Below are 15,552 nucleotides of genomic sequence, written 5' to 3'. Positions count from 1 at the left end.
GATAAACCCGTTAAAAGTGCTATCACTGTTCGTAATATCTAAACAATCTCCCACAGGAGCATTCTCTTGGATCGTTTTAACGCCATGCGCGTGTTCACTCGGATTGTCGAGTTGGGCGGGTTTGCCAAGGCCGCCGACAGCCTGCAATTGCCACGCGCCTCCGTAACAATTCTGATCAAGCAACTGGAGGCCCATCTCGGCGTGCAACTGCTGCAGCGCACCACGCGCCACGTCAGCCCGACCCTGGATGGCGCGGCGTACTATCAACGTTGCGTGCAGTTGCTGACCGATCTTGAGGAAACCGAGGCGGTGTTCTCCACGCGGCGCCAGAACCCTCGGGGCATCTTGAGCATTGATATGCCCTCAGGCATTGGGAGCTTGATTGTCATTCCGGCTTTGCCAACGTTTACTGCGTTGTACCCACAGATCGAGTTGGAGATCGGCCTCAATGATCGGCCAGTGGATTTGATTCGCGAAGGCGTCGATTGTGTGTTGCGGGGCGGTCCGGCCTTGGACGAATCGCTGGTGGCGCGGCCCTTGGCGATGATGGAACAACTGACGCTGGCCAGCCCCGCGTACCTTGAACGCATGGGCACGCCCACCTGCCTGGAGCAGTTGGCGGGTCACCAAATGGTCGAGTATGTTTCCCGTGCCAGCGGTAAACGGTTTGGCCTGGAATTTCTGCTGGGCAGCGAGTTGCATCCGATCAACCTGCCGAAAGTGGTTGCCGTGAACAGCTCCGCGGGTTACTTCGCTGCGTGCGAAGCCGGCTACGGGCTGATCCAGGCACCTCGTTATCACGCCCTGCGCCAACTGGCCGAGGGCACCCTGGTGCAGGTGCTCCCTGATGTGGCCGTGCCGAAGATGGCGCTGACTGCGTTGTACCCGCCCCATCGGCAATTGTCGCAGCGGGTGCGGGTGTTCGTCGATTGGCTGGTGCAGTTGTGCGCCCGGCCCGGCACCGGTTTACAAGGCTAGGCTTGCGCCCTGCGATAAGCGCCAGGCTGTTGCCCGGTAACTTTATGAAAGGCTCGGGTAAACGCCGCCACCGATTGATACCCGGCTGCCAGCGAAACCTCGGCCACGGTCCGGTCCGCCTTGAGCAACCCACAGGCGTGGCGCATGCGGATCATCAGCAGTACTTGCCCGGGTGACTGCCCGCACAATTCGCTGAAGCGCTTGAAAAACGCCGAGCGCGACAACCCGGTACAGGCCGCCATGCTTTCCAGGCTCCAGGGCTCGGCCGGGCGGGCGATCAATTGTTCCAGCAAATGCGCAAACGCCGGTGCCCGGCCCAGCGCCGCCAAGCCGCCAAGCTCGGTGTTGTCGAGTACTTGCTGGCGCAATACATACAGGAACAGCAGGTGGCACAGGCGCTCCAGCAGCGCGGAAGAGGGCGCTGGCGTGCGTGCGCATTCGTGCAGGATCAACTCGAACAGGCTGCGTGCGGCCGTCAGCGACGGGTCGCCGGCGCGCAGGATGATCCAGCTGGGCAGGGTGTCGACGATCAGTGTCGACAAGCCGGATTGAAAGTGAAAGAAACCGCAGACTAATCCCACCCCGTCGGTGGCCGTGCTGTCGAGGGGCAGCATCGCACGGCGTGGGCACTCCTGGGCACCGGCTGCCGTGGCTTGGCCGGACAGGCGAAAAGCAAAGTCACGCAGCAGAAACACCGCGTCACCATTATTCAGGTGGTGGGGCATTGGATCGCCGTCGATATGCAGCCAGCATTCGCCTTGCACAATCAAATGGAAGCTCGCCTGTGCCAGGCCGTGGGTGCTCGCGTGCCAGTCACCGCAATAACGGCCGACGTGAAACAAACTGGTGTTGAGTTCGAGGCTATCTAATAACCAATCGACAAGTACATCGGACGAATTCATCTAATGGAAAGACTCAAGAGCAAGTAATCGCTACTTTAGCCTATTGAGCGCTTTTTTTAGAACCAACAGACTGGGGCATTGAAACCCAACAGGAGTCCACTTCATGTCCCGTGTACCGTTGCTCACGCCTGAAACCGCACCGGAAGCCGCCAAACCCTTCCTGGAAAACGCGCTCAAAGCCTCGGGTTTTATTCCTAACCTGCTGGGCGTACTGGCCAACGCACCGGCCGCGCTGGAAACCTACATCACCGTCTCCGGCTTGAATGCCAAGGCAGAACTGAGCCTGGCCGACCGTGAAGTGGTGCAATTGATTGCCGCCACCAGCCACGGTTGTGATTTCTGTGTCGCTGGCCACACCGCGGTTGCCCGCAACAAAGCGAAGCTGCCCGAGGAGGTGATCGAGGCCTTGCGCCGCCGGGGTGAGTTGCCTGACGCACGCTATGAGACACTCGCCGCCTTTACGCGTGAGGTGATCGCCACCCGTGGGGATGTGAGTGACGCGGGCTTTGAGGCGTTCCGCGCCGCCGGCTACACCGACGGCCACGCGCTGGAAGTCATCCTGGGGGTCAGCCTGGCAACCCTGTGCAACTTCGCCAACGTGTTTGCCCGTACCCCGCTGAACCCGGAGCTGGCGCAATACCGTTGGGAAAAACCGGCCAACTGATTTGGCGTTGGCCCACCCGCTGTAAAAGGAGAAACATGAATGCTTGACCCAATCTTGAGCCGTTGGCTCGATGTTCAAGCGCAGGCCCTGGACGTGGGCAGTTGCGATCCACAGGAAGTGCTGCCGCGGCTGGCAGAAGCCAATATTCTGAAAATCGGTGTACCCACCCAGTTGGGCGGCCTGGGCGGTGACGTGGCGGGTGCGGTCGAGGCCATCGCCAATGTAGCCAGCCATTCCCTGGCGGCGGCGTTTGTGTGCTGGGGCCAGCGCTCGTTTATCGAGTACTTGCTGCAGAGTCCCAATCAGCGTCTGCGCGAGCAACTGATGCCTGACCTGCTCAGCGGCAAGTTGGCTGGGGCCACCGGGCTGTCGAATGCGATGAAGTTTCTGTCGGGTATCGAGTCGTTGCAGATCAGCGCCGAGCCCAACGACCACGGTTGGACCCTCAACGGTCGCCTGCACTGGGTGACCAACTTGCGCAAGAATGGCTTTGTCGCTGCGGCGGCCATCGAGCATGCAGGGGGCGGCGCGCCATTTATCCTGGCGATTCCGGATTCGGTGGCCGGGTTGCAGCGCTCCCGCGACCTGGAGCTGCTCGGGCTGCAATCGAGCAACACCGCAGCGCTTGGCCTGGAAGGCGTGGAGCTGAGTCGCGAATGGTTGCTGCACGAGGATGCGCGCAAGTTTTTACAGGCGGTACGCCCGGCGTTTCTAGGCTTGCAGTGCGGCATGTCGATTGGTTTGGCGCGGCGTTCCCTGGCTGAAGTAGCCCACCATTTGGGCGCCAGTCGCACCGTGTTGCGCGACGAGTTGGAAGCCCTGCGCGTGACCCTGGATCATCTGGTCAACGAGCTTAAAAGCGGGCTGTTGGCCGGGCGCTTTACCGCCGAGCCGATACCGCTGTTCAAGCTGCGTATCGCGCTGGCCGAAACCGCCGCCAGCGCTGTGCAGCTTGAACTGCAAGCCAGCGGTGGCAAGGCCTACCTGACCGCCCACGGCAGCGGCTTTGCCCGGCGCTGGCGCGAGTCGGCCTTTGTACCGATCGTAACGCCCAGCCTGGTGCAACTGCGTACCGAGCTACACCGCCAGGCCAATCTATGAGCCAGGCGGTATTGACGGCCCAGGGCATTTGCCTGGGGTATGGCAGCGGGCCGGTGTTGCAAGGCTTCGACTTGCACTTGCAACCGGGTGAAGTGGTGTCGATTCTGGGCCCGAGCGGCGTGGGCAAATCCAGCCTGCTGCGCGTGCTAGCCGGCTTGCAGGCACCTCAGGCTGGCCGCGTGCAAGTATTGGGCGAGCCGTTGAGCGGCCCGCATCCGCGCGTGGTGGTGGCTTTTCAAGACCCGAGCCTGTTGCCTTGGCTGACCCTGGAAAAAAACGTTGCCTTCGGCCTGGATTTCGCTCGCCAACCGCACTTGAGTGGTGAAGAACGCCGCCGTCGTGTTGACCACGCCATTGCAGCGGTGGGGCTGGAGCCTGCGCGTCAGCAGTTTCCGGCGCAATTGTCCGGTGGCATGGCACAGCGCACGGCACTGGCCCGCTGCCTGGCGCGTCAGCCACAAGTGTTACTGCTCGACGAGCCCTTCGGCGCGCTCGATGAAGTGACTCGCGCCGATATGCAGCACCTGTTGCTCAAGGTCAATCGTGAGCAAGGCTCGGCGGCCGTATTGATCACCCACGACATCGACGAAGCGCTGTTGCTGTCGGACCGCATCCTGCTACTGGGTAACCGCCCGGCGCGGACGTTGGGCGAGTGGGCTATCGACCTGCCGCACCCTCGGGAAGAGCAGGTCGAGGCCATTGGCGCGCTGCGTATCGAGATTTTGAAAACCTTACGGCAGGCGAGCCGCCCTCAACCCAACCCCCTTGAACAACAGGAGTTTACCCATGTGTCTGGATGACCTGACCCACTCGCGCCGTGACTTTCTCAAGCTCTCTGCCGTGCTCAGTGCCGCGGGCGCCTTGCCCCTGTTGAGCAGCCTGCAGGCGCGCGCCGCCAATGAGCCCGACGCGCCGGTCCGCATCGGCTACTTGCCCATCACTGACGCCACGCCACTGCTGGTTGCCCACAACAACGGCCTGTTCGAAGCCGAAGGCATCAAGGCCGAGCGCCCGGTGTTGTTGCGTAGCTGGGCCCAGGTGATCGAGGCGTTTATCTCCGGCCAGGTCAACGTGATACACCTGCTGTCGCCAATGACCGTATGGGCGCGCTACGCCAGTAAGGTCCCGGCCAAAGTCGTGGCATGGAACCATGTGGGCGGTTCGGGCTTGACCGTATCCCCTGGCATTACCGACGTGAAGCAACTGGGCGGTAAGTCGGTGGCGATTCCGTTCTGGTACTCGATCCATAACGTGGTGGTGCAGCAACTGTTCCGCGATAACGGCCTCACGCCGGTCACCCGCGCCACCGGCAGTTCGATTGCTGCCAATGAGGTCAACCTGATCGTGTTGCCGCCCTCGGACATGCCTCCGGCTTTGGCGAGCAAACGCATCGACGGCTACATCGTCGCCGAGCCGTTCAATGCCTTGGCAGAAAACCTCAAGGTCGGTCGCGTGCAACGCTTCACGGGTGACGTGTGGCGAAACCATGCCTGCTGCGTGGTGTTCATGCACGAGCACGACCTGGCCAACCGTCCGGAGTGGTCGCAGAAGGTGGTGAACGCCATCGTCAAGGCCCAGGTGTGGACCCGCGACAACCGTGAAGAGGCAGTGAAGCTGCTGTCCAAGGATGGCCCGAACCGTTACACGCCCCATGCCGAGCCGGTGTTGAGCAAAGTCCTGGCGCCGGCGGCCAGCGACCGCGCCTCCTACGTGGCCGACGGCGCGATCCAGCACGCCAACTGGGACGAGCACCGCATCGACTTCCAACCGTACCCGTTCCCCAGCTACACCGAAGAACTGGTGCGGCGCTTGAAGGACACCTTGATCGAAGGCGACAAGAAGTTTCTCGCAGGCCTGGACCCTGCCTTCGTGGCCAAGGACCTGGTGGACGACCGCTTCGTGCGCAACGCGATCGAAGCCGTGGGTGGCATGCAGACCTTCGGTTTGCCGGATGGTTATGAGCGGCACGAGGAGATCGGCGTTTGAACAACAGCAGAATCCCCGGCTGGTGGCTGGGGCTGATTGGCTTGGCGGGTTTGTTGGTGCTGTGGTGGCTGGGCGTGAACGTGTTCGGCGAGGCTGATGGCCTATCGGCGCGCTTTTCCCTGGAGGCCACCGCCAGCAGCTTGTGGGAATTGCTCGGGCGGGGTGAGTTGTACCTGCATATCGCCGTGAGCCTGAAGCGTATTTTCGTCGGGCTGTTTATCGCGTTGTTGGTAGGCGTACCCCTCGGGTTGCTGGTGGGCAGTTCGCGTAACCTAGAGGCGGCGACCACGCCGGCGTTCCAGTTTCTGCGGATGATTTCACCACTGTCCTGGATGCCGATCGTGGTGATGCTGATGGGCGTGGGCGATCAGCCTATCTACTTCCTTCTGGCCTTTGCCGCTGTCTGGCCGATCATGCTCAACACCGCAGCGGGCGTGCGTCAGCTCGACCCGCGCTGGTTGCAGTTGAGCAAGAGCTTGAGCGCGACGCGTTGGGAGACATTGCGTCGGGTGATCATTCCTGGCGTCGTCGGCCATGTGCTGACCGGCGTGCGCCTGGCCATCGGCATCCTGTGGATCGTACTGGTGCCCTGCGAAATGCTTGGGGTCAGTGCGGGACTGGGGTATTACATCCTCGATACGCGTGATCGCCTGGCGTATTCGGAGTTGATGGCGATGGTGGTGGTGATTGGGGTGCTGGGGTTTGCGCTGGATGCGTTAGCGCGTTGGTTGCACCAACGGTGGGTGCATGGCGGCTGATGGGCTCGAACGTTGCCTGCGTGCTACGCAGGCAACTATTTAGCGTGTTATCAGGTTGCTGGCGAAAAGATTTGCAGATCTCCCGCCAGATCGTTGTCAGCGTTCAGGGTACCCAGCGGGCCCGGTTTGGCATCCGTGGAGTTCGTGCCGTAGCCCACCTTCATGCCTGTTCGTTCGTAAACACCGATGCCAATGCCTCCGGTCGCCTCAGCCAAGCCGGTGACGCCTTGAGTGGAGTTGATGTGTTGGCGGCCCACCAAGGCGATCACTTTACCCTTATGCTTGTGTTGTTCAATGACGCGTGCGGCGTAGTAGTTGAACTCTTTGAGTCTTTTCAGGTTTCGTTCGGTTTCGCTTAGCGTCGTGTAGGCCTTACGGTCATGCCGGTGGCGTGTCAGATAAAAGTGGTCAAGGGGCACGACTTCTATTCCGGCATCCTTGAATTTTCTGATCAACGTCTGCAGATTGAATTGAGGGTGGGCGGGCCGCAAACCGTGGCCTGTATGGCCCATGCCATCGTCCTTGAGTAGTCCATTGTTGTCATAGACGACACCTTCAATGCCGACCACCTTTACATTTTTGCGCTTGAACAGGTCGATGCTTGCGTCAATTTCGCGGAACATGGCCAAATGCTGGTGACTCTCCCCGAATACCACCACGTCCGAATTGTCCAAGGCTTTCTCGATCAGGTCGGGCACTGTCTCGTAAGGTTTCGTTTCTGGAATTATGGGGCGATTTTGTGGGTTCAACGGGTCCAGTTTTTGATGGAAAGCATCCATTTCTGCGTTGAACCGCTCTTGTGTCGGTTGCCTTCGGCTGGGTGTGAAGTGGCCTTCGTTGGGGGCGCCTTTAATATGTTTTACGTATTCGTCTTTGATGGCGTCCAGATGATCGGTTTTGTTTACGATCGTCGGCGTGTGTCCATTGATGTTCGGCGCTTTTGGGGTGGGTCTTTTGTAGGGTTGAAATCGCGTGTTTTGCCGAGCGTTCATGTGCCCCCGAGGGGAAAAGTCAGCATGGGGTGAGGGTGGCATCAGCGTATGCGCAGGATCAAAAGCTTGAGGCGCACCGTAAGCCTCCTGCTTATGCACATCGTAGGGGTACCATTTACCGTTGTGTTTGACGGCAGAGCCATGAACCCGCTGGTTGCCCACCTTGAAGGTCCCGGTTGCCGCTGCCTCGTAGCGGCTTGCGGCGCTGATCAGCGCTTCGTGGCTTGCGCTTCCCTTCAGGGATGGCACCGCACCAGCTATCGCTTCAACGCTTTCGTAAATGAGTTTACCCGAGCCCTTTAGCAGATCACCCACGCCGTTTAACGGGTTCAACTCCTTGAGCAGGGCTGGCACCATGATTTTCGTTGCCTTGAGCGCCTTGCTCACGGCTGACCCAGCCGTACCCAGTACTTTTCCGAGTTTGGCCGCCAAACCGATGCCGGCGGTGACCAAACCGAAAACATCCAGGGTGACGTCAGTGATCCCCTCGCCGTAGTTGCCGTCCATGAAATTGACGATTGCGGAACGGAAGGGAATAAGGTCGAGCAAAAACTCTTTGAAGTTCGTCAGCTTTTCATGATTACGCTCAAAGGTCGTGGTCCCCGCAGCGGCTTTCTTGATGGCGGGATTGTCCAGGTCCAACGCCTTGAGCACGGAGTCGGCGATATGGTGAGTGCGTGGGTTCAGGAACATATACGGCTGGGGTGCCGTGGAGGGCTGTTCGCGATCCAGCTTGCTTTCCTTCAAATCACCCAGGTCGATCCATGAAAACGGCACAGGGTTGGCCGGGATACTTGCGAGAATCGATTGCCCGCTGTCAACGATCTTGACGTTGTCTCTGTCCGGATAAAATGGCTCTTCCCTGATTATCTCGTTGGAGAACTTGACAGGGGCCGCCGGTGTTTTTCTGCTGCCCCGGCTTCGGATAACGCCGTTTACCGTATCGAACTCATAGGTGGTGGTTTGTCCATTGTTTTGCGCGGTGACCAGTACGGTAGGGTTGGTGTGAAACAAGGTGTCACCTTCGAAAGGGATCATGCCCACCTTGTAACTTTTTTCTTGAAAATAATTGAGCTTGCCCTGGGTCAAGTTTCTTCTGTCTTCGGGCGGCAGGTTGCTGAGCGCGTTGAGGAGAGCTGTTTTTTTAACGGTCTTATGATTGTCCAAGGCGGTAGAAAAGGCATCCTCAAACGCTCGTTGAATATTGAATGGCGCGCTGTGGGTGAAGGCAATAACCGCATCAAGGTCCACGCCGGTATTTTCTTTCGTGAGTACCCAGCGACCCTCCATGACCCGTTCTTCCATGACGATTTCCACCAGTGAGCGCGGCGCGCTGGGCGTATCGCCATTGTATCTGGAAAACATCTTGAGCTCGAAGTCCATGCCAGGGCCGAATGTCTTCACGAGGAGGTCCAGCGCCATGTGTTTACGGCTTGGAAAACTCCCGCCGATGAGCGATGAGGCTTCTATCAGCGTATCGAGTTGTGCTTTGAACAGCGCCTGGGCTTTTTCCAGGTCGGCTGGCTGATACAGGGCATCGTCTTTCGCTGGAAGAATGTCATTGGCCACGGCCCAATCCAACATCACTGCGGCTTGCGCAGAGGCGGGCACGGCGCCAGCAGTGTCGGCGGTGATCATCACTTCGGCATAAGACAGGGCGGCCACGCGGCCTGGAGTCTTGGCTTCAATGGCGGCTACTGCAATGCAAAGGTTCGCCCACGCGGCGCTGCCGTAAACTACCGAATCAGGAATGTCCTTGACCAGCAATTGCGGCGCAGTGCGTCTGAGTAACAGATGTGCGGCCGCGCCAGCGAGCTCAGGGGATTCGCGCCCCGTGTCAATCAAGTGTTGGCGCAGGCTGTTGGTGATGGTCGAAAGCGGTTTGCCCCAATGACTTTTCTGCGCCAGGTCGAAACCCGCCACATGGTTTCGCACAGGCGCCGTCAACGACTCGGGGTCCAGCATCAATTGGATCGCCGCCAGGGCATAGTCGTTTGCGCTGGTGTCGGTGGCGATACCATTCATTTTGGTTTGCATGGCTTGGCCGAGAGCCTGGCCATCCTTGGAGCTGATCAGGGTTTCGAGCACCTTGACCGGGTCCGCCAGTGCCTGCTCGGAGAAACTCAGGTTTCTACCCAGATGTTCCAGTACGCCGCGCTTGGGATTCCCCTGCGGTAAGTCGGGATCGCTGTTGGCATGTTCGACGGCGGCCGTGCGCAGCGTGTCTTGTTGGCTGACATCCAAGGGGATCGGCCAGGACAGGCCCCCTGCGAAGTTGCCCAAGGGGTGTTGCTGTGCGCGTGCTTTTGCGCTTTGCGCCAAGGCCAGCAAGTCGACCACGGTCTTGGGCAATGGCACGCCGTTTTCAAGCAGGAAGGCTTCGAGGCTTACGGACATGCCAGGTGTCCGTATGTAGGCTTGGTAATGGGCTGAGTCTGGCGCGATATTCATCGGCGTATTTTTCAGCAGGGCCGACACCTCACGTTCTGTCGGGCTTTGCGGCAAGGCCTGGGCAGACTCGTTGAGTTTTTGCGCAAGGTATCGCCAGTTTTTCTGATCACCCAGGCGTTGATCCAATGCCTGGCGCGCGTCGATGCTGTTCGCGCGCTCGTCCAGCCATTGCGCACGCGCCAACAGGGCGCTGTTGCCGTCGAAATGCGGTCCCAGGTCGGCAGCCTCAGGCAGGCCCGTCTCAGTCAGAAGATGCCCCCACGGGTCGACAAGCGTCGGCTCAACGTTGTTCGACTCATACAACGCTTGCAGTGCGTTACTCACCTGATGCCGCTGGCGCTCCAGCAACTGCGGCACGCCTGTGGCAATGACGTCGCCGGTCACTGGGGAGAGGTCCTGGCTCAAGTGGTTTTTCCAGTCATCCTTCAAGCCGTTTTGAACCTCCACCGGCAAACTCTGCAGTAGCTGCGCTGCGGCTTCGGGGTCGTCATTAATGCGTTGCCGCAAGGTCGCAAGTGCCTTGGCCGGGCTGTCGAAGGTTTCGTAGCCATCGCGAGGTGTGTAGAGCACCGTCAGGCCTTGCTGTTGGCCAGGAAGTAAGGTGCGGTCTGTCTGTGCGCTACTGAATGGGCGTGTCGCCGACGATCCATCGCTGCTGGTGATCAGGAAGGCCCCTGCCAGCAGGCTTCCCTCTGGGCTTGGGGTATCCAATTTGAGCGGGTAGACACCGGGCCTTTCGCCATCCCTCATCGCGCTTTCCCGAGCCTGCAGGGTTGGATACTCAAGCGCCTTGTCGATCAATGATTTGGCGGCGGGCGTTAACGCACCGTCTTCCACGCCCAAGGCGGCGAGGGTGGACAGCATCTCTCGGTGGATACTGAGCAATTCGTTCTGGGGTGACTCGGGGTTGGGTTCGCCCGTGCGTGGCTCGGTCCAGAATCGGGAAAGGCTCAGGGGCAGTTCTTTTTCGATGGTTTGTGCAATCGAAAGGAGGGTGTCGCGAGCGTGCAATTGCTGGCTGCTTTCGCTTGGCGAGGCGCTGGTGTAGAAGCCGACTTCCGTGCTGGCAGTACTGGTCGAGGCCTGGGCGCCGGGAGGTGCCTTGAGCTGGCGCAGTGCGTTGAACAGGGCTTCGGTGATGCTCTGCACCGAGATTAATGTGCGTTGGCCGTGTTCATCAGTGTGATAGCGATGCACATACAGTGACGAGGCGTCTACAGGCGGTGTAGTACCGAAGCTGCGATTCAATTGCTGCTCGATAACACTGCTGAGCGTCGGCTGGCGCAGCAGCAGTGCCTGGATGTCCTGGTTGAGTTGTTGGTATTGATTGAGCAACAAGCGTTGATCAGTTATTTGAAGGCCCTTGATCAGGTCAGAACGAATCGCACTGACCGGCGTGATCGCATCCACGTCCGGAACGGCTATCGTCTGGACCGTCCCTGGCATCGGACGGGTGTGGGCAGGAGCGGCGATTTCATCGCTGGAGACGTTTCGGCGCAGGCGATGGTGGGCGATACCTGAAATCAAGTGAGTTATTCCAATGGCATTGGCCCACGCGTCCTGATGATAATCCGAGGGATGATTCTTCCTTGTTTGGGCCTCGAATGATTGGGATGAGAGCGTCGGGAGGTTCCGAAGGCGCCCGGGGAAATGTTATTAACGAATATGTAACGCGTCGGTGCAGCAACACGGGGAAAGTGGGCTTGCTGCACACAGTGAGCACGCAGGGGCAGCTCGTTAGGGCGGAGTACTCCCGAGGGGATCAGCGACGTTCGTAAACTCGGCCGCCATCATCGTGGCGATCATGCCAGCCACCGCCGCGCGGGAAGAAGAAACAACCGCCCAGGCTCAGCATGATCATCAAGGGAACCAGCAGGATGAGTCGTCGAAGCATTTCACAATTCTCCAAGGGGCTTCAAAGGTCTGTCAGGCGTAGGACAAGCCAAATCTGTTCATCGCCTGTAACATAAGACCCCGCCGACGCCGTGCCATCCCCGTAGTTGGGTATGTGCTTGGCATGCGCGGCGATACACAGTGGATACATCCTTCAGGTCCAGGAATTCGTCATGACCCAAAAGCAACGCTTGAAATACTCGCTTCTGATTGCCCTGGCTGTACTGGGCGCGATGTTCGGCCTGTCTTATCTGCAGAACACTGGCGTGATCAGCGAGAAAACCTTCCAGTACCTGGCCATCGCGATTGCCGTGGTCGTCGTGGTGATCAACGGCATCATGCGCCGCAAGGTCAAGCCTAACTTCTGACGCGTGTCAGTCAGGCACGACCTTCGAGTACCTTGGCAGCCTCTTCATGGAGGCTGTAGCTCTTGTCGGCGTTCAGGGTGATCACACCCTCGCTGCACAGACGCTTGAGTACCTCGCGCACGCTGAGAAACGACAACGGAATGCCCAGCTCCAGCAGGTGGCTGTGCACGCCGCGTACCCCGAGGGTGCGCTGGTTGGCGGCAGCGGTGAGGAGGGCGTCGATGACCTTCAGTCGAATCAGGCTGGTGCGCAAACCGAAACACTTGAGTAAGTGGCGTATGCGCTGGTTGCCTTGCTGTTCGGGCGCGTTGCCGAACGCCTGTGTATCGTTGCCAAAGTGAGTATCGGTGGCCTTTGAATGTCCATCCGTGGGCACTTGCGGGTTATACATGCAAAAACTCCTTTTCTTTTCAGAGCCTGATCAGGAAAAGATGGTGCTCTTGAGTAATAAGACGAACGAGTGAGGCAAATCATGAAACGATGAATGTAGAAAATTTGTCGGTATCAGATTTGTCACCTTTCAAGCGCTGACGATATACAGCCTTGTGCGGCTAAATTATTCCGGTCGATTTGCGTTCTTACGGTGGGGTAACCATCCCTTGTGAGGGTGTTCAATTTGACTGTGGAGTCGGCGTGATTATTTCCTACGGGTTGTCCAGAGTGGGCGTGGCAGGGCTGTTGCTGGGGTTGAGCCTGGCCGTATCGGCACGGGAGCAAGTGACGCAGGCGTCGGTGGATATCCGGCGTACCAGTTATGGCGTGCCGCATATTCGCGCCTCCGATGAGCGTGGCCTGGGGGTGGGTATGGGGTACGCCTATGCCCAGGACAACCTGTGCTTGCTGGCCAATGAAGTGGTCACGGTCAATGGCGAGCGCGCCAAGTTTTTCGGGCCGGACCAAGCGACCCTGCAAGAGCGCAACAACCTCGCCAGCGATGTGTTCTTCAATTGGTTGAATACCCCCGAGGCAGTGGCGGCATTCTGGAAAGCCCAGAGCCCGCAGATGCAACAGCGCCTCGAAGGGTACGTGGCCGGCTACAACCGTTACCTCAAGGAGCAGGGCGCACCCGCGCATTGCCAGGCCGCGTGGGTACGGCCCTTGGTAGTGCAAGACCTGGTCAAGTTGACCCGCAGGCTATTGGTGGAAGGGGGCGTCGGCCAATTCGCCGAAGCCCTGGTCGGGGCAACACCACCCCAAGCCACCGCCGGTGTGCAACCCCGTGCCAAAGGCTTTGCACTGGCCGCGGCCAACCAGCAACGCTTCACGCTGGACCGAGGCAGCAATGCCGTCGCCGTGGGCCGTGACCGCTCATTCAATGGCCGTGGCATGCTGCTGGCCAACCCGCATTTTCCTTGGCTGGGCGGCATGCGTTTTTACCAGATGCACCTGACCATCCCTGGCCAGCTGGATGTGATGGGCGCCGCATTGCCAGGGCTGCCCGTGGTGAACATCGGTTTCAACCAGCATGTGGCGTGGACCCACACCGTCGACACCTCCAAACACTTCACCCTGTACCGCTTGACCCTCGACCCCAAGGACGCCACCCGTTATCTGCTGGACGGCAAGTCCATCCCACTGGAAAAAACGGCCGTAACAGTCCAGGTCAAGCAAGCTGACGGCAGCCTCAAGGCCATGTCCCACAACGTCTACAGTTCGCAGTTCGGCCCCGTGGTGCAATGGCCGGGCAAGCTCGACTGGGACAGCCACTACGCCTTCAGCCTGCGCGACGCCAACCTGGGCAACGACCGGGTGCTGCAACAGTGGTACGCCATGAACCGCGCCAGCAGCCTCAAGGAACTGCAAAGCTCGGTGCATACCCTGCAAGGCATCCCCTGGGTCAACACCCTGGCCGCCGATGACCAGGGCCAGAGCCTGTACATGAACCTGTCGGTGGTGCCCAACGTCAGCGCCGCTAAACTGGCAACATGCAGCGACCCGCGGGCCGGCCTGCAAATGATCATGCTTGACGGCGCCCACAGCGCCTGCGCCTGGGATATCGACCCGCGCGCGGCCCAGCCCGGTATCTTCCCGGCCGACCAGTTGCCCCAACTGCAACGCACCGACTACGTGCAACACTCCAACGATTCCGCCTGGATGGCCAACCCCAAGGCGCCGCTAACGGGCTTTTCGCCGGTGATCAGCCAGGACAACATCGGCCTCGGCCCGCGTGCGCGCTTCGCGCTCCAGCGCCTGCAAGCCCTTGAGCAGCAGCCGATCAGCGTCACCGACCTGCAAGACATGGTCATGGACAACGAGGTGTACCTGGCGGGCCAGGTCATGCCCGACTTGCTGACATTCTGCGCCAACCAACTCGGCACCGACGCCAACGCGCTACAACCGCTGTGCACCAGCCTGAAAAACTGGGACCAGCGCGCCAACCTCGACAGCGGCGTGGGCCTGGTGCACTTCATCAACCTGATGCAACACCTGCAGCAAATCCCCGATGCCTGGCGCGTGGCCTTCGACCCGGCCCATCCACTGACCACCCCAAGCGGCCTCGCCATTGACCGCGCCCCTGTCGCCAAGGCCCTGCTGGAAGCCATGCTGGCCTCCAGCGCTGAGGTCAGCAAACTGGGGCAGACCCGCTGGGGCGATATCCAAGTCTCCGGCCAAACCCCCATCCACGGCGGCCCGCAAGAAGTGGGCATCTACAACGCCATGCAAACCGTGCCCCGCGCCGACGGCAAACGCGAAGTCGTCAGCGGCACCAGCTACCTGCAAATCGTCAGCTTCGACGACAAAGGCCCCAACGCAGTCGGCGTCCTGGCATTCTCCGAGTCCAGCAACCCGGCGTCCGCTTATTCAAAGGACCAGACCCAAGGCTTCTCCGAGAAAAAACTGCACCCGTTGCCCTTCACCGAAGCCCAGATCAAGGCCGACCCGCACTACAAAATCCAAACAGTGAAGGAGTAGGGCAGACGCGCAACCCCTTGATGCCAAGGCAGAATATTTTTTGAAATCAAGGGGTTGCAGGCCTAGGCAAATGAGTACATAATGGCGCCCATCGAACGCAATGAAGCATTAAAAACTTCAATGTATTCAATGGTTTAGAGTAGAGGCAGGCATCACGTAGCCCACTCAAGTTTGTATGCGGTGAATGTCAGCAACAAGGGCATTGATCGTTTGAGGCCGAGTAGCAAAATGGTTATGCAGCGGATTGCAAATCCGCCTACGCCGGTTCGATTCCGACCTCGGCCTCCACTCTTAGAAACCCCGTAGATTAGCGTCTACGGGGTTTTTTATTGTCTGGGATTTGCCTGCACTTCCAACGCCTCGTGAAACTGAACCAAACAAATGATGTCCGATTGCTATCGGCCAAGGACGAGGTCCGCCAAGCGCGCATTGGGTCTACGCTCAGTAAGGCCTCAAGCGACCTCCTCATGCCGGTTTAGCCGCGCGCTTATCCTGCCAGCGCAAGATAACGCCCGCACTCATCAAAGCTGACAGAGTGACCCATGA

Annotated in this window: 12 protein-coding genes and 1 tRNA gene; 9 read left to right on the top strand and 4 right to left on the bottom strand. The window is 59.5% G+C overall.

Annotation, left to right across the window (positions count from 1 at the left end):
- The first annotated feature begins 66 nt into the window (after positions 1 to 66).
- Positions 67 to 978, top strand: coding sequence for a LysR family transcriptional regulator (locus GH769_RS11675; RefSeq protein ID WP_058409930.1), 912 nt, complete (start codon positions 67 to 69; stop codon positions 976 to 978).
- On the opposite strand, the gene GH769_RS11670 is transcribed toward GH769_RS11675, so the two are convergent.
- Entirely contained in the window at positions 975 to 1,880 is a 906-nt protein-coding gene (locus GH769_RS11670) for an AraC family transcriptional regulator (protein ID WP_032902408.1), read from the bottom strand. The two genes, GH769_RS11675 and GH769_RS11670, sit on opposite strands and share 4 nt — an antisense overlap.
- A 103-nt stretch (positions 1,881 to 1,983) precedes the next feature.
- Between GH769_RS11670 and GH769_RS11665 the strand changes: the two genes are divergently transcribed.
- From GH769_RS11665 to GH769_RS11645, 5 genes are read left to right on the top strand one after another with little or no spacing between them, the layout of a single operon-like run.
- Complete coding sequence (locus tag GH769_RS11665; protein ID WP_032902407.1) at positions 1,984 to 2,544, top strand: carboxymuconolactone decarboxylase family protein; 561 nt, start codon at positions 1,984 to 1,986, stop codon at positions 2,542 to 2,544.
- Positions 2,545 to 2,583: 39 nt separating this feature from the next.
- The gene (locus tag GH769_RS11660) at positions 2,584 to 3,645 is read left to right on the top strand and encodes an acyl-CoA dehydrogenase family protein (RefSeq protein ID WP_153649765.1); all 1,062 of its coding nucleotides are present in this window, start codon (positions 2,584 to 2,586) and stop codon (positions 3,643 to 3,645) included.
- On the top strand, positions 3,642 to 4,445 hold the full coding sequence (locus tag GH769_RS11655) for an ABC transporter ATP-binding protein (RefSeq protein WP_014718595.1): 804 nt from the start codon (positions 3,642 to 3,644) through the stop codon (positions 4,443 to 4,445). Before GH769_RS11660 ends, GH769_RS11655 begins: the two co-directional genes overlap by 4 nt.
- On the top strand, positions 4,432 to 5,631 hold the full coding sequence (locus tag GH769_RS11650) for an ABC transporter substrate-binding protein (protein ID WP_019817131.1): 1,200 nt from the start codon (positions 4,432 to 4,434) through the stop codon (positions 5,629 to 5,631). The genes GH769_RS11655 and GH769_RS11650 overlap by 14 nt, the downstream gene beginning before the upstream one ends.
- Positions 5,628 to 6,389: an ABC transporter permease gene (locus tag GH769_RS11645; RefSeq protein ID WP_032902405.1), complete on the top strand. Its 762-nt coding sequence runs from the start codon at positions 5,628 to 5,630 to the stop codon at positions 6,387 to 6,389. The genes GH769_RS11650 and GH769_RS11645 overlap by 4 nt, the downstream gene beginning before the upstream one ends.
- 50 nt (positions 6,390 to 6,439) lie before the next feature.
- Here the strand turns inward: GH769_RS11645 and GH769_RS11640 are convergent, their stop codons facing one another.
- Both GH769_RS11640 and GH769_RS29085 read right to left on the bottom strand, forming a co-directional pair.
- Positions 6,440 to 11,359 (bottom strand): membrane-targeted effector domain-containing toxin, encoded by a 4,920-nt coding sequence (locus GH769_RS11640; protein ID WP_032902404.1) that lies wholly within the window; start codon positions 11,357 to 11,359, stop codon positions 6,440 to 6,442.
- 235 nt (positions 11,360 to 11,594) lie between these two features.
- On the bottom strand, positions 11,595 to 11,726 hold the full coding sequence (locus tag GH769_RS29085) for a hypothetical protein (protein ID WP_019817128.1): 132 nt from the start codon (positions 11,724 to 11,726) through the stop codon (positions 11,595 to 11,597).
- A gap of 172 nt (positions 11,727 to 11,898) precedes the next feature.
- On the opposite strand from GH769_RS29085, the gene GH769_RS11635 reads away from it, so the two are divergent.
- On the top strand, positions 11,899 to 12,093 hold the full coding sequence (locus GH769_RS11635) for a hypothetical protein (protein ID WP_014718591.1): 195 nt from the start codon (positions 11,899 to 11,901) through the stop codon (positions 12,091 to 12,093).
- 10 nt (positions 12,094 to 12,103) lie between these two features.
- Here GH769_RS11635 and GH769_RS11630 read toward each other — a convergent pair whose 3' ends face one another.
- Positions 12,104 to 12,484, bottom strand: a complete 381-nt coding sequence (locus tag GH769_RS11630) for a hypothetical protein (protein WP_019817127.1) — start codon at positions 12,482 to 12,484, stop codon at positions 12,104 to 12,106.
- Positions 12,485 to 12,726: 242 nt separating this feature from the next.
- On the opposite strand from GH769_RS11630, the gene GH769_RS11625 reads away from it, so the two are divergent.
- Together GH769_RS11625 and GH769_RS11620 are read left to right on the top strand one after the other, a co-directional pair.
- Positions 12,727 to 15,006: an acylase gene (locus tag GH769_RS11625; RefSeq protein ID WP_032902403.1), complete on the top strand. Its 2,280-nt coding sequence runs from the start codon at positions 12,727 to 12,729 to the stop codon at positions 15,004 to 15,006.
- Positions 15,007 to 15,220: 214 nt separating this feature from the next.
- A tRNA-Cys gene (locus tag GH769_RS11620) sits at positions 15,221 to 15,294 on the top strand.
- Positions 15,295 to 15,552: the final 258 nt, after the last annotated feature.

The organism is Pseudomonas sp. CFSAN084952 (genome assembly GCF_009648855.1).
Classification (GTDB): Bacteria; Pseudomonadota; Gammaproteobacteria; order Pseudomonadales; family Pseudomonadaceae; genus Aquipseudomonas; species Aquipseudomonas paracarnis.
This window is presented reverse-complemented; position numbering and strand designations above follow the sequence as displayed.